This is a genomic window from Microbacterium sp. NPDC006705 (assembly GCF_044903545.1).
Classification (GTDB): Bacteria; Actinomycetota; Actinomycetes; order Actinomycetales; family Microbacteriaceae; genus Microbacterium; species Microbacterium plantarum.
The window spans coordinates 235,645-249,294 of sequence record NZ_JBJDQQ010000002.1 but is presented as its reverse complement, the minus strand read 5'-3'; the positions used below and the strand labels follow the sequence as shown (position 1 = coordinate 249,294).

At 70.0% G+C, this 13,650-nt stretch carries 12 protein-coding genes and 1 tRNA gene; 5 read left to right on the top strand and 8 right to left on the bottom strand.

What is annotated here, in order from left to right; genetic code table 11:
- Positions 1-12: 12 nt before the first annotated feature.
- Entirely contained in the window at positions 13-909 is an 897-nt protein-coding gene (locus ACI2K6_RS11785) for a MetQ/NlpA family ABC transporter substrate-binding protein (RefSeq protein ID WP_282501271.1), read from the bottom strand.
- Between the two features lie 230 nt (positions 910-1,139).
- Between ACI2K6_RS11785 and ACI2K6_RS11780 the strand changes: the two genes are divergently transcribed.
- Positions 1,140-1,215, top strand: a tRNA-Thr gene (locus ACI2K6_RS11780).
- Between the two features lie 68 nt (positions 1,216-1,283).
- On the opposite strand, the gene ACI2K6_RS11775 is transcribed toward ACI2K6_RS11780, so the two are convergent.
- Positions 1,284-2,411 (bottom strand): Gfo/Idh/MocA family oxidoreductase, encoded by a 1,128-nt coding sequence (locus ACI2K6_RS11775; RefSeq protein ID WP_323986103.1) that lies wholly within the window; start codon positions 2,409-2,411, stop codon positions 1,284-1,286.
- Positions 2,408-3,172, bottom strand: coding sequence for a sugar phosphate isomerase/epimerase family protein (locus ACI2K6_RS11770; protein WP_404568857.1), 765 nt, complete (start codon positions 3,170-3,172; stop codon positions 2,408-2,410). Before ACI2K6_RS11770 ends, ACI2K6_RS11775 begins: the two co-directional genes overlap by 4 nt.
- A 188-nt stretch (positions 3,173-3,360) precedes the next feature.
- Here ACI2K6_RS11770 and ACI2K6_RS11765 point away from each other — a divergent pair, with 188 nt between their 5' ends.
- The 4 genes from ACI2K6_RS11765 (at position 3,361) to ACI2K6_RS11750 (ending at position 7,251) form a co-directional block, all read left to right on the top strand.
- Positions 3,361-3,939: a TetR/AcrR family transcriptional regulator gene (locus tag ACI2K6_RS11765; protein WP_269268033.1), complete on the top strand. Its 579-nt coding sequence runs from the start codon at positions 3,361-3,363 to the stop codon at positions 3,937-3,939.
- A 69-nt stretch (positions 3,940-4,008) separates the two neighbouring features.
- Entirely contained in the window at positions 4,009-4,404 is a 396-nt protein-coding gene (locus ACI2K6_RS11760; RefSeq protein ID WP_404568702.1) for a hypothetical protein, read from the top strand.
- Positions 4,405-4,465: 61 nt separating this feature from the next.
- Complete coding sequence (locus ACI2K6_RS11755; protein WP_404568701.1) at positions 4,466-6,670, top strand: MMPL family transporter; 2,205 nt, start codon at positions 4,466-4,468, stop codon at positions 6,668-6,670.
- A complete protein-coding gene (locus ACI2K6_RS11750) occupies positions 6,667-7,251 on the top strand; it encodes an isochorismatase family protein (protein WP_274178723.1) in 585 nt (194 codons plus the stop codon). The genes ACI2K6_RS11755 and ACI2K6_RS11750 overlap by 4 nt, the downstream gene beginning before the upstream one ends.
- Positions 7,252-7,255: 4 nt before the next feature.
- Here ACI2K6_RS11750 and ACI2K6_RS11745 read toward each other — a convergent pair whose 3' ends face one another.
- From ACI2K6_RS11745 to ACI2K6_RS11725, 5 genes are all read right to left on the bottom strand, one after another.
- Positions 7,256-8,878 carry a protein kinase gene (locus ACI2K6_RS11745; protein WP_404568700.1) on the bottom strand — a complete coding sequence of 541 codons (1,623 nt, stop codon included), beginning with the start codon at positions 8,876-8,878 and terminating at the stop codon, positions 7,256-7,258.
- A 108-nt stretch (positions 8,879-8,986) separates the two neighbouring features.
- Complete coding sequence (locus ACI2K6_RS11740; RefSeq protein WP_112617183.1) at positions 8,987-10,303, bottom strand: ABC transporter permease; 1,317 nt, start codon at positions 10,301-10,303, stop codon at positions 8,987-8,989.
- Complete coding sequence (locus tag ACI2K6_RS11735) at positions 10,303-11,055, bottom strand: ABC transporter ATP-binding protein (protein WP_112617182.1); 753 nt, start codon at positions 11,053-11,055, stop codon at positions 10,303-10,305. The genes ACI2K6_RS11740 and ACI2K6_RS11735 overlap by 1 nt, the downstream gene beginning before the upstream one ends.
- Positions 11,052-12,665 carry a hypothetical protein gene (locus tag ACI2K6_RS11730; RefSeq protein WP_404568699.1) on the bottom strand — a complete coding sequence of 538 codons (1,614 nt, stop codon included), beginning with the start codon at positions 12,663-12,665 and terminating at the stop codon, positions 11,052-11,054. The genes ACI2K6_RS11735 and ACI2K6_RS11730 overlap by 4 nt, the downstream gene beginning before the upstream one ends.
- Positions 12,662-13,630, bottom strand: coding sequence for a hypothetical protein (locus ACI2K6_RS11725; RefSeq protein ID WP_274178718.1), 969 nt, complete (start codon positions 13,628-13,630; stop codon positions 12,662-12,664). The genes ACI2K6_RS11730 and ACI2K6_RS11725 overlap by 4 nt, the downstream gene beginning before the upstream one ends.
- Positions 13,631-13,650: the final 20 nt, after the last annotated feature.

The following is a 13,650-nucleotide window of genomic DNA, read 5'->3' as shown; positions in this document are numbered from 1 at the left end:
CACGCGGGGATGTCACTGGTTGGCGCGGATGTCGTCCTCGACCTGCTTCAGGGCGGAAGCCAGCTCGTCCTTCGGCGTCTTCACGAGCACGGCCGAGCCGCCGGACGCCTCCTGCAGTCCGTCGGTGACCGCCTGGGTGTCCTGGAAGATCTCGACGAGCTTCTGGTAGGTCGGGTTGTCGGCGTCCTCGGCCTTCGCGGCGAAGATGTTGATGTACGGCTGCGCGCTCGGGTCGCTGGGGTCGTCGGTCGCGAGCGCGTCGTCGAACTTCAGGCCGGCATCCTCGACGAAGTCGTTGTTGATGATCGCGGCGGCGACATCGGGCAGCGACGTCGCGGTGAGGGCGGCGTCGAGCGCCTCGACCTTGACCTTCGAGCCGGGCTCGACGTCGGCGGTCGTCGAGAAGACCGACCCCCCGTCCTTGAGCTCGATGAGGCCTTGCGCCTGCAGCACGAGCAGCCCGCGGGCCTGGTTGCTCTCGTCGTTGGGGACGGCGACGGTGGCGCCTTCGGGGATGTCGTCGACCGAGTCGTACTGCGTCGAGTACAGGCCCAGCGGGTAGGTCGCGGTCGAGCCGACGGCCACGAGGTCGTCTCCCGCGTTCACGTTGTAGGTCGCGAGGTAGATGATGTGCTGGAACTGATTGAGGTCCAGCTCGTCGGCCGACAGCGCGGGGTTGGGCTGCGTGTACTCGGTGAAGTCGACGATGTCGACCTCGATGCCTTCCTCGGCCGCGGCCTCCTTGTAGGTCTCCCAGTAGGGGTCGCCCGCGCCCACGACGCCGATGCGCACCGGGCCGTCCTGCGCGGCGTCACCGGCGTCGCCGGCGCTGGCGTTCGACGCGCACGCGCCGAGCAGGAGGGTCAGGGGGAGGGCCAGGGCGGCCGCGGTCAGAAGTCGCTTGGACATGAGTGGTGCTCCTCGGATCGGGCACCGCGGGGCGGTGACCCGCCCGTGCGCGACCGGGGTCGCGCTCGCCTCATCGCGGTGCCCTCCGACGGTAAGCGCCACGGGTGGACGGGGAGTAATCGTCGCGTAACACGGCGTCTCCCGATATAAGGGCGTCGGCCGCGCCCCCGGTTCGCGACGGGGTCGGAGACCATGTAACATTGCTGATCGTGCATCGCACAGCGACGCGCGCCGCCTTAGCTCAGACGGCAGAGCGATTCACTCGTAATGAATAGGTCAAGGGTTCGATTCCCTTAGGCGGCTCCACAACGAAAGGCCCGAACTCCGAAGAGTCCGGGCCTTTCGCGTTCCCGTTGGACGGGCCGCCGCGCGGCTTACAGCGTCGCGGCGAACGGGTCGAAGTCGACCGGCACGGTGGGCACGGGCGCCACGGTGCTCGCGACCTTCACGAACTCGCCCGAGGCGGCCGATTCCTGCGCCGAGAGCATGACGTCGAGCACGTGGTAGCCGAGCTCGCCGGTGGCGACATGCGGCCGGTCCTCCGCGATCGCGCGGACCATGTCGAGCAGGCCCAGGCCGCGGCCGGTGAGCTTGCCCTCCTGCTCGATCTCGATCCACTCCTGCTCGCCCCAGTTGCCGTCCGAGATCGACTTCCGCGCCTTGACGTAGGCGATGCGTCCTTCGAACTGGTTGGGGTCGGGGAGCACGATGGAGCCCTCGGTGCCGTGCACCTCGAACACGCCGTGGCGTTCGAGGGCCGAGTCGAAGCTCAGCAGGCTCGCCGCCTGCTGACCCGCCTCGAAGGCCGTGATGACCTGCATCGTGGTGGGCACCTCGACGGGGAAGACGGTGCCCGCGTTGGGCCCGGCCTGGATGGTTCGCTCCTCGAGCTTCTTACGCCCGACGGCGGCGACGCGGTCGACCGACCCGAAGAGGCTGACGAGACCACTGAAGTAGTACGGACCCATGTCGAGCAGCGGTCCGGCTCCCTGGGCGAAGAGGAACGCGGGGCTCGGGTGCCACAGGTCGGGGCCGACGGTCTGGAACGTCGTCGACGCGAACATGGGCTCGCCGACCACACCGCTCTGGATCGCGCGCTTCGCGGTCTGGAAGCCGGGGCCGAGGAGCGTGTCGGGGGCCGAACCGATGCGCAGGCCCGCGGCATCCGCCTGGCGCAGGAGCTCCGCCGTGCTCTCGCGGTCGAGGCCGAGCGGCTTCTCGGTCCAGACGTGCTTGCCCGCCGCGATCGCGCGCGAGGAGATCTCGACGTGGACGGCGGGGATCGTCAGGTTGACGACGACGTCGACATCGGGGTGCGCGAGGACATCGTCGGTCGTGCCCCATCCGGCGACGCCGTGCTTCTCGGCCTGAGCCTTGGCGCGGTCGACGTCGAGGTCGCCGAGGATGACGACGCGGACATCGGGAAACGAGCCGAGGTTCTCGAGGTAGGTGTCGCTGATGACACCGACGCCGACGAAACCGACTCCGACGGGCCCGGTCATGCGCTGACTCCGTTCTCACGCAGGAACGCCAGGCTGGCGGCGACGTCGGCGAAGACGTCGCCGGGTGCCTTGTCGTATTCGACGACGGCGTACTTCAGAGCGGTCGCCGCGCGCAGCGACTCGGCGAGGGGGACGTCGCCCGTGCCGGCGTGACGCTGATCGAGGCTGTCGGATCCGAACTCCGCGGCTCCTGGGGCCCAGGGGTTGGATGTCGGGACGACGCCGTCCTTGACGTGGACGGCGATGAGCCGGTCGCCGAGGCTCTTCACGAGGGCCGGGACGTCCTGGCCACCGGTGAGCGCCCAGAAGAGGTCGAGCTCGAGCGTGACGCGCTCGTCGAGGAGCGAGACGAAGCGCTCGTAGGCGCTCTGACCGTCGAAGGACGCGACGAACTCCTGCGCGTGGTTGTGGTAACCGACGCTCAGGCCGAAGCCGGCGGCGATCTCGGCCTGCGCGTTCAGGCGCTCCGCGATGTCGGCGACGCCGTCCTCGGTGAGCCACCGCTCGGGGGCGACGAACGGGTCGATGACCGTCTTCATGCCGATCGTTGCGGCGGCCTCGTAGACGACCTCGGGTGCGGGGGTGGGGATGGAGCCGTCCGGCGTCCAGAGCTCGTCGGTCAGCAGGGGAGCGTGACCGGTCGGCGAGGTGAGGCCGGCGGCATCCAGCGCCGCGCGGATCTCGGTCGGACGCGAGACGAAGTCGAACGCCTCGACGTGTGCGAATCCGATCTCGGCGAGCTTCGCCAGCGAGCCGGACATGTCGGCGGAGAACTCCTTCGCAAGCGAATAGAGCTGGACGGATGCCTGGACCTGAGTCACAGTCGACCTTCTTTCGTACGTCATCGTGCGGGGTGCCTGTGGTGGCACGACGTCACGCTAACACGTAATACATCCAGGTGGAGGTTTCTTGTTACAGTCGCGGTGTGAGCAACGACGATCGCGCGAAGATGGGGCGCCCCGGCGCGTACGCCAAGGGTGTGGCGCGACGTCAGGAGATCCTCGACCGCGCGATCGAGGTCTTCCAGGAGCGTGGGCTGCAGGGAACGTCGCTGCGGCGGATCGCCGAGGCCATCGGGGTCTCGCACGCCGCACTGCTGCACTACTTCGAGTCGCGCGAGCAGCTCCTCGTGGCCGTGTACGAGCACGCTGAGACGCAGCGCGGACAGCGCGGTCGGACTCCGCCCGAAACGGCGGTCGGGGTGATGACGCGCGCAGCCGTCGACAACCTCGAGGTTCCGGGCCTCGTCGAGCTCTACTCGATCCTCGTCGCCGGTGCGCTCGAGGCGGGGAGCGAGCACGGCAAGCGCTTCTTCACGGCCCGGTTCGAGCGCATTCGAGGCGAGCTGGCCGAGCGGCTGCGGGCCGAGCAGCGTGCGGGAACCGTTCGTGACGACGTGCCGGCGGAACAACTGGCGGCTCTGCTCATCGCGGCATCCGACGGCTTGCAGATCCAGTGGCTCCTCGAGCCCTCGATCGAGCTCGAGCGCACGCTCGCCTCTCTCGCAGTGCTCCTGCGTCCGTCATGAATTCGCACCCGGCGTGAACCATACTGAGTGCATGGCCCGAGCGACCCGCTTCCCGAGCCGGCGGCGCGCGTGACGACGACTCTCGATGCGGTCCTCGAGATCCTCAGCTGGGCGGGCTTCGGCGGCGCTGTCACGTTCGGCGTCGCGCTCCTCGTGCTGTGGGCGGCGGACGGGACGTGGCTTCCGGCCGACGCGCTCGTCGACCACGAGCCCGACGGCACGTGGGTGCGCTGGTTCGACGACGAGGGTGAGGCGAACAGCGCGCGGGTCGATGAGCACACGGCGGCGCTCCTCGCGGGCCGCGATCGCGCCGACATCTGGTATCGCCACGGGTGGCGGGGAAGGATGCGGCTGACCCGTCGGCCGCCGGTTCGCCGACTGCTCGTCGGCTTGTCATCCGGATTTCTCGCTGTGGGCGTCGTCGCGCTCGTCGCATCCTGGGTCGTCCTCTTCGTCCGCGGCTGAGCGGGGTCTCGAGTCGGCAGACGGACTGGCGTATCCGAATGTAGCTAGATAAGCTACCTACGTGAATAGCGAACGAAGTGTCCCACGCTGGCTGCGCATCGGCATTCCCGCCCTGCTCGTGCTCGTCTGGCTCGTGGGCGGCTCGGTGGGTGGACCCTACTTCGGGCGCGTCAGCGAGGTGGCCACGAACGACCAGTCCTCGTTCCTCCCCGCGAGCGCCGACGCGACGAAGGTCAGTGAGCGCCTGACCGACTTCACCGGCGGTGAGGAGATCCCGGCGGTCGTCGTCGCCGCGGCATCCGATCCGCTCGACGAGGCGCAGCTCGCAGCACTCGGCGAGCTCGGCACCGCCATCGGCGAGCTCGACGGTGTCGGCGAGGTGTCGCCGCCCATCCCGTCCGAGGACGGTCTGGCTGTCCAGGTCTTCGTGCCGATCGACGCCTCGGGGGAGGTACGCGACGTCGTCGAAGAGGTCCGGGCGCTCGTCCGGGAGGACCTGCCCGCGGGCGTCGAAGCGTGGGTCACGGGGCCCGCCGGGTTCACGGCGGATCTCGCCGAGGGCTTCCTCGGCATCGACGGACTGCTTCTGATCGTCGCGCTGGCCGCGGTGTTCATCATCCTGGTCGTCGTCTATCGCTCGCCGTTGCTGCCGATCCTCGTTCTGCTCACATCGGTCTTCGCGCTGTGCGTCGCCCTCCTGACGGTCTGGTGGCTCGCCAAGGCCGACATCGTCGTCCTCAACGGACAGGTGCAGGGCATCCTCTTCATCCTGGTGATCGGCGCGGCGACCGACTACGCCCTGCTCTACACGGCTCGTTACCGCGAGGCGATCGGGGCGGGCGCATCCCGCTGGGACGCGACGCTCCGCGCCTGGAAGGGCGCTGTCGAGCCGATCCTCGCCTCGGGCGGCACCGTGATCGCGGGCCTTCTCTGCCTGCTGCTCAGCGACCTGGCGAGCAACAAGGCGCTCGGTCCGATCGCCTCCATCGGCATCGCGTTCTCGATGCTCTCGGCGCTGACCTTCCTGCCGGCACTCCTGGCGCTGTTCGGGCGGGCCGCCTTCTGGCCCTTCATCCCCCGCACCGGCGCCATCGATCTTCCTGACGACCCGCGTGAGCCGGTTCGCGGACTCTGGCCGCGTCAGGCGCGTTTCGTCGCACGTCGTGCCCGGACGGTCTGGATCGCGAGTACCGTCGTGCTGCTCGTCGGAGCTGCAGGCGTGCTGCAGCTCAACGCAAACGGTGTGCCCTCGAGCGACCTCGTGCTCGGAGCCTCAGAAGCCCGCGACGGTCAGGCCGCTCTCGCCGAGCACTTCCCGGCGGGGTCGGGCAGCCCGGCGTCCGTCATCGTTCCGCAAGACCGTCTCGCCGACGCGCTCGCCGTGCTCGAGGAGAACCCCGGCATCTCATCGGTCGCCGCGGTCGCAGCGGATTCACCCACCGGACAGGTCTCGGTGGCTCTCGAGGGCGGCGAGCCGGTCTTCACCGCCGCCGGGCCCCCGGGGGCACCGGCCCCCGAGCCGACGGTGTCGGAGGGCGATGTCCTGCTGTCGGTGACGCTCGCCGATCCGGCGGACTCGCTCGAGGCCGAGCAGACGGTCCGCGATCTGCGAGCAACCTTCGCCGACGAGGCACCCGAGGTACTCGTGGGCGGGACCACAGCGACGAACGTCGACACCAACGACACCTCGATCCGCGACCGGACAGTCATCATTCCGGTCATCCTGGTCGTGATCCTGCTCATCCTGATGCTGCTGCTGCGCTCGATCCTCGCGCCGGTGCTGCTCATCCTGAGCACCATCCTGTCGTTCGGCACGGCGTTGGGAGTGAGCGCCCTCGTGTTCAACCACGTGTTCGACTTCCCCGGAGGCGATCCCGCGGTGCCGCTGTACGGCTTCGTGTTCCTGGTGGCGCTGGGGGTCGACTACAACATCTTCCTCATGTCGCGTGTTCGTGAGGAGACTCTCGAACACGGAACCCGTCGAGGCATCGCCCGGGGGCTCGTGGCGACCGGAGGTGTCATCACCTCGGCGGGGCTCGTGCTGGCGGCGACGTTCGCGGCTCTCGGCGTCATCCCGATCCTGTTCCTCGCGCAGATCGCCTTCATCGTGGCCTTCGGGGTGCTGCTTGACACCTTCGTCGTCCGCTCGCTCCTCGTCCCCGCACTCGCTCACGACATCGGCCCCGCCATCTGGTGGCCCTCGAAGCAGTGGCGACGCGAGCGGGACGTGCAGCGCGAGGACACGCGGCGTACCCTCGACGCATGACCCGTGCCCTGTTCATCGTCGATGTCCAGAACGACTTCACCGAAGGCGGAGCACTCGGTGTGACCGGGGGTGACGCGGTCGCCGCGGCGATCACGCGTCACCTCCGGGAGCACGCCGGCGATTACGAGATCATCGTCGCCTCGCGCGACTGGCATCACGGCGATCATGACAACGGCGGGCACTTCGCCGTCGACGAGCCCGACTACGTCGACACCTGGCCGGTGCACTGCGTCGCCGACACCGCGGGCGCGGAGTACGACCCCGAGCTCGACGTGTCCGCCGTGACCCATCACGTGAAGAAGGGGCAGGGCGTGCCCGCGTACTCGCTCTTCGAAGGGACGACCGAGGAGGGGCATGCCGTCGCCGACCTGCTGACGCAGAACGGGGTCGTCGACGTCGACATCGTCGGCATCGCAACCGACTACTGCGTGCGCGCATCGGCCCTCGACGCGATCGCGCACGGTCGTCGGGTACGCATCCTGACCGACCTCGTGGCGGGCGTCGCGGAAGAATCGAGCGCGGCCGCGCTCGCCGAGCTGGCCCACGCGGGCGCGGCGCTCGCCGCCAGCACGGACCGCTGAGAGCTCAGCCGCCCGGCTTCTCCGGCTTCCCCGGCTTCTGAGAGCCCGGACCGTTGGACGTCGGCCCCGCGCCGCTGTTCGCGCCGGGACCGTTACCGTTGCCGCTGTTCTCGCCCGGCGCTGATCCGTTGCTCCCCGCGGGAGGCGCGTCGCTGATGACCGTTTCGGTGGTCGGGGTGTCGGCTGGCACGATGTCGGCCGGCACAGTGTCGGTGGTTTGCGTCGGAGCGCCGGCCTGACCGGTGCCGGGGGCGACGACAGTCTGCGTCCCCGTCGTGACATCGTCCGCGGGCGTTTCTGGCTCCTCGCTCTCGCCTGCATCGCCGTCGACGCCCGAAACGGACGGGGACGGAGTCTCGACGACGGTCGGCACGGCGACATCCGTCACCGGAGAGGCCTGCGGCGGCATCAGCATGAGATGTGCGGCGACCACCACGCCAGCCGACGCTGCGGCGAGGGCGCCGACAGCCATCGCCGTCCGCTTTCGGTGACGCTGTCGGGCGGCGGTGACCCGTTCCGGTGCGGACGTTGCGGTCGCACTGAGGCTGGGCGAGAAGAACGTGGGTTCCGTGCCCGCTCCGCGTGCCGCGAGAGCCGCGGCTGCCGTCACGGGGGCGTCGAGGTTCGTCGGCGACGCGGTCCCGCGCGTCGAGGTGAGCGGCCACGCGGCGGTCGCGACGTCAGACTGAGCGGCGCGGCTCGCGGCGGGCACGAAGCCGGATCGCGTCGCTGCTGTGCTCGCCGGGAAGGCGACGGTGGCTTCTCCCGCGACGTCGGCCTGGGCGCGCGCCCCACTCAGCCGTGACATGACCTCGAGCGCGGTCGGGCGATCCTCGGGGCGGCGTGCTGTCATCGCGCACAGCAGGTCGCGCCAGTGATGATCGAGCCCCTGGGGCATGTCGGGATCGCGTGACAAGCGTGCCAGCAGCTGGCCGCGATTGCCGTCCGACCCGGAGAACGCGCGCTCGCCCGTTGCCGCCTCGAGCATCACGAGGCCGAGGGCGTAGATGTCCGACGGCGGGGCCGGGTCGGCCCCGTGCAGCAGCTCGGGAGCAATATAGGCGGCGGTGCCGATCAGCAGGCTCGGTGAGGTGACACGTTCGCTGTCCAGAAGGTGGGCGATGCCGAAGTCGGCGAGCTTGGCGCGCAGCGGAACCCCCGGGACCGTCGAGCGCGCGAGGAGGATGTTGGACGGCTTCACGTCGCGGTGCACGATTCCCGCGTCGTGGACGACGTGAAGCGCGTCCGCGAGGTGGCCGCCGAGCGCTGTGAGCTCGCCCTCGTCGAGCACACCTGTCGCGATCCGCTGGGCCAGCGTCGTCCCGACGACGTGCTCCATCACGAGGAAGCGCGGTTCGGCCGTCAGATGGGCGTCGAACAGCGTGACCAGTCCCGGGTGGTTCAGCGAGGCGAGCAGGCGGGTCTCGATCGCCGCACGATCGGACGCGGCATTGTCGGTCAGCTCGGGCCGCAGCACTTTGACAGCGACCGGGCGGCCGAGGGCCTCGTCGCGCGCGAGGAACACCCGCGCCATGCCGCCCGAGCCGATCGGCTCGACGACGCGATACCGGCCCGCCAGGAGGGCGCCCGGCAGCGCGACATCATCGTTCGCGACACCGTCGATCATCCCGCGTCCTCGTCCTCGGCCGTCCCCACCGCGAGCAACGGTAGACCTGCGCGATCCCGAGCGAAGAGGACTGGCGCTCGGGCCCGGTCCGCGCTATGGGGCGACGGTTCAGGCGTTGCCGCGCAGGGCGACGACGGGTTCGATGCGAGAGGCTCGTCGAGCCGGGATGCCGCCGGCGGCGAGGCCGATGATCGCTCCGAGGACCGTTCCGCCGAGTGCTACCCACGGGTCGAGGACCGGCGACCACTGCTGCACGATCGAGACCCCCAGCACGGCGAACACGCCGAGCGCCGACCCGATGAGGCCACCGAGCAATCCGATGACGATGGACTCGACGACGAACTGGCCGGCGATCTGCCTGCCGGTGGACCCCAGCGCGCGGCGCAGCCCGATCTCGCCGGTGCGTTCGAGCACCGAGAGGGTCGTGACGTTCGCGATCCCCAGCCCTCCCGCCAGCAGCACGATGACGCCGAGGATGAGGAAGACCACATTCACGTCTCCCTGCACGTCGCGGGCGAGGTCGGAACGCCCCTGCGGCGCGCTGACCTCGAGCGTGTCGACCGCGTCGGGGGCGAGGGCCAGCGGTGCCTGCTCGCGCAATTGCGGTCCTGTGCCGACCACGATGCGCGCGATCGCGTCGCCGGGGGAGGCGAGCTGGAAGTCCTGCCGGGCAGCGCCCGTGGGGATCACCACGGCATCGACGACCTCGGCGCGGCGGTCGAGTTCGTCGAAGATGCCGACGATGGCGTAGGCCACCCCTCCGATGAACACCGACGGCTGCGTGTCGACGCGGTTGATCGCGAGCCGCTCGGCGGCCCGCGACCCCAGCATCGCGACGCGGTCGCCGCGTGCGTCGTGCCCCTCGTCGAACGATCGGCCGGTGACGATGCGCCCACCGAGAGTGTCGAGGATCTCGCCCGAGGCCGCGAAGAGCGCCGGCGGAGCGGGCGCCGCGATCGAGGGATCGTTGATGGGGACGGTGGTGATCGTGTTCTCGCGCAGCGTGACGGGCGCCAGCACGGCGGCGGACTCGACGCCGGCGAGGTGCTCGAGGCGCAGGGGGGCGTCCCACGGCAGCGAGGCGGTCGCGACCCGCTGTCCGCCCCGCGCCTGCGCTTCGGTCGGGGCGATGCTCAGATGGGTGGCTGCGGCCGCGTCGAACTGTCGGGCGATCTGCCCGGCTGCGGTCTGCGCGAAGCCGACGGTCGCGACGAGCGCGCCGATGCCCAGCACGGTTCCCATGACGGTCATCACGAGGCGTCCCGGGCGTGAGCCGATGTCGGTCGTCGCCTCGAGCACGAGGTCGCCGAATCCGAAGCGATCGGCGCGCGCCACCTGGCGTGCCTCAGCGACCGCAGTCGTCGTCTCGACGTCGGTGCGGCGGCGAGAGACGCGCCCGCGGAGCTTCTTCCAGAACGCCGGCATCAGCTCAGCTCGCTCATGCGGCCGTCGGCGATGCGGATGCGCCGTGCCGCGCGGTCGGCCACGCCTTGGTCGTGGGTGATGACGACGAAGGTCAGCCCACCCGCGTTCAGCTCCTCGAACAACGCCATGATGTCCGCCGTCGTGGACTGGTCCAGATTGCCGGTCGGCTCGTCGGCGAGGATGACCCGCGGCTGCGTGACGACGGCACGCGCCACCGCCACCCGCTGGCGCTCGCCGCCCGAGAGGAGACCGGGCCGGAAGTCGACGCGGTGGCCGAGGCCGACGCGCTCGAGCGCGGCCCGTGCGCGGTCGGCGCGCTCGGCCCGCGGTGTGCCGCTGTAGAGCATCGGCAGCATGACGTTCTCGAGCACGGTCCGCCGCGGCATCAGGTGGAAGGCCTGGAACACGAACCCGAGCCGACGTGCTCGCACCGCGGCGCGCTCGTCCTCGGTGTATCCGCCGGTGAGCTCGCCCGCGAGGCGGTACTCACCCACCGTCGGGCGGTCGAGGAGGCCGAGGATGTTGAGCATCGTCGACTTGCCTGACCCGCTCGGCCCGACGATCGACACGTACTCACCGTCGGAGACGGTCAGATTGATGCCTTTGAGCGCCTGCACCTCGGGCGGTCCGGGGAACGATCGAGTGACGTCGCGCAGTTCGATCACCGGCGGAATTTCATCCGATCGGATGACGTCCTCGCCCGCGTCAGGCGCGGCGGAACGGTCGGAGGTGGCGACGATCGTGTCTGTCATCGCCCGACCACGACGAGATCGTCCTCCGCCAGTTCGCCCTCGGTGGCGCGCACCTCGACGGCGCCGCCGGCCGACAGTCCGGTCTCCACGACGACGAGCCGGGTACGGGCGTCTGGGTCACGCGGGTCGCCCTCGACGACCTCGACGCGGGTCTCGCCGCCCGGCCCCGCCGTCAGCGCCGCCGCGGGAACGCTCAGCACGTCGCCGGCGGTCGCGCCGACGGCGATCGTCACGCGCACGTTCGTGCCCTGGAGCTGCGAGATCTGCTCGGGGGTCAGCTCCGCCGGCTCAAGGCTGACCTTCCACCGGCTTTCGCCACCGGTGCCCGGTTCCACCGCGGTCACGGTCGCGGCGTGCTCAGCCCCATCGGGCAGCGCGAAGGTGGCGGCCGAGCCGACTGTGAGCAGCTTCGCGTCGGCCTCGGCCGCCGAGCCGTTCAGCGCCACGGTCGCTCCGGAGACGGTCATCGCCGCGCCGGAGAGGATGCTGCCGCGCTCGGCCGTGACCGCGTCGACGCGGCGGGGCAGCTCGGTCAGATAGAGCACTTCGCCGGCCGGCAGAGCGGGCAGCGCTTGCTGGCGGGCTCGGGCGAGGTCGTCCTGCGCCTGCGAGAGCTGGCTCGCGGCGGCGTCGACGGCGACGCGCTCGCTGCTCGTGTCGGGGGCGGCGTTCGCCTGCTCTCGCGCGAGTTCCGCGGTAGCCACCTGGTTCTGGGCGGCGACGATCTCGTCCCAGGAGGCGCCGTTATCCCGCGCACCCTGCAGGACCGCGCGGGCGTTCGCGACCTCGAGGTCGGCGCGAGCGATGGCGTCGCCGTCTCGCCCGGCCGAGGCCAGCTGAGCGCGCGCGGCGGACAGAGCTTGCTCGGCCGATCGGACGCTCTCCTGCGCCGCGCGCACCGCGCTGTCACCGTCTTCTTCCGACTCGGGGCCGGTGTAGCCGACAGCGGCGTACAGCGCGGTGACCGCGTTCGCCGCCTGCTCGTCGAAGACGTTGTCGGCGGGATCTCCCGCGTCGATGCCGACGGAGCGCATGGCCTCCTTGAACTGCACGACATCGGGGCCGGAAACGCCGAACCGGAGTGTGCGGTACGCAGGCAGCTCGCCGGGCAGCGTGATGACGGGACGCCCCGCCACCTCGAGCGCGACCGAAAGTTGCGTCAGCTCGGCTCCCAGAGCCGGAACCTGCCCGGTGACGACGGCCGGACCCGAGATCGCGGACGTGTCGATCTTCACCTCGACGGGGTCGGCGAAGCCCACCTCACCGCGGATGGTGACGTCATTGCTCAATGGGCCGAACTCCACCGGAACGGTCACGAGACCCGGTGCGGGGGCGTCGTCCGCCGCCGCCGAGGCGGGCGCCATGACGAACCGGCCGACGAGCAGCCCGCCGACCAGCGCGACCACGGCGACTGCTGCGGAGATCCAGAGCACGCGGTTGCGTGAGACGACCGACCGCCAGACGGCGAGTCGCCCACCTCCCGCGGCCGGCGTGGATACCGCGGCATCCGTGCTGTCGGCGGCGTCGGGCGCTTCCGCGGGGTCGCCGATGAGTTCATCGAACGAGTCGTCAGCCTCCGAGACGGCGTCGTTCACGCGCTCACCACTCACGGACGAGCCTGCTCAGCAGCCGCCTTCATCGCCTCGAGCTCCGTCTTGTGATCGGCGATGAACTGCTCCTCGGCGTCGAACTGCGCCTTGTCGTACTTCGCGCGGTAGTCGGTCTCCTTGCGGCAGTCGAGATCCGCGAGCGCGAGTTCGACCTCGCGCTCGTAGATGTCGTCCATCGTCGCCTGGTCGGGCCCGGCTTCCGTCATGGTCTCGTACATCTTGTTGAGCTCGTCGAAGATCGAGTTCTGGGCGTCCGCCTGCGTAGCGAATCCGGGGTATCCCGCGGCATCCATGCACGCGGACCATTCGCGGTCGAGGTCGACGATGGCGGGGAGCGACGCGGAGTTCTCGTAGAACTTCGTGATGGCGTCCATCACGTCGGCGAATTCGTCGGACTGCAGGGGGTCGTCGCCGCTGATCTCGTGAGAGGCCCAGCCGTTGCAGCCGGCTGTCTCCCAGTTGTATTCGTACGACCCGTCCTCCGACATCTCCTCTTCGCTCGGGGTCGGCCCGTACAACGCCTCGTAATACGCGGCCTGTTCCGACTCGGAGAGCGCCATGACGTAGTCCGAGTTGGGGTCGGGGGTCATCTGCTCGGGCTCAGGCTGCTCGTCCGCCTCGGGGTACTTCACAGCGCCGTAACCCCACTGGGCCACGAAGTCGCGATCCTCGGGCTTCCATTCGGTGCCCGAGCTGAACGACATGCTGCTGGGGGCGGGGATGTACTCGAAGCCCTCGTCCTGCATGCATTGCGCGACGAGTTCTTCGCGCTGCTTGTTCTCCTTCTCGAACTTCGCCTGCTGCTCTTCCTCGCTCATGTCGCTGCCGTAGAAGGCGGAGAAGTACTCGGAGAGCGGCGATTCCTCAGCCGCGTCGGCGGAACCGTCGGCGGCCGTGCAACCGGCCAGAACGAAGACGAGACCGATCGCGGCCGGTGCGGCCCATCGAAGCGTTTTGCGGTGCACGTGCAACCCCCTTGTTTCAA

What these genes read in the sequence shown, in the direction of transcription:
- ACI2K6_RS11770 (WP_404568857.1), bottom strand. Translation starts at nt 3,172, where the DNA reads ATGTCCGGCTCGCTGGCGAAGCTCGCCGAGATCGGATTCGCACACGTC.
- ACI2K6_RS11750 (WP_274178723.1), top strand. Translation starts at nt 6,667, where the DNA reads ATGACCCGTGCCCTGTTCATCGTCGATGTCCAGAACGACTTCACCGAA.
- ACI2K6_RS11765 (WP_269268033.1), top strand. Translation starts at nt 3,361, where the DNA reads ATGGGGCGCCCCGGCGCGTACGCCAAGGGTGTGGCGCGACGTCAGGAG.
- ACI2K6_RS11775 (WP_323986103.1), bottom strand. Translation starts at nt 2,411, where the DNA reads ATGACCGGGCCCGTCGGAGTCGGTTTCGTCGGCGTCGGTGTCATCAGC.
- ACI2K6_RS11745 (WP_404568700.1), bottom strand. Translation starts at nt 8,878, where the DNA reads ATGATCGACGGTGTCGCGAACGATGATGTCGCGCTGCCGGGCGCCCTC.
- ACI2K6_RS11735 (WP_112617182.1), bottom strand. Translation starts at nt 11,055, where the DNA reads ATGACAGACACGATCGTCGCCACCTCCGACCGTTCCGCCGCGCCTGAC.
- ACI2K6_RS11740 (WP_112617183.1), bottom strand. Translation starts at nt 10,303, where the DNA reads ATGCCGGCGTTCTGGAAGAAGCTCCGCGGGCGCGTCTCTCGCCGCCGC.
- ACI2K6_RS11785 (WP_282501271.1), bottom strand. Translation starts at nt 909, where the DNA reads ATGTCCAAGCGACTTCTGACCGCGGCCGCCCTGGCCCTCCCCCTGACC.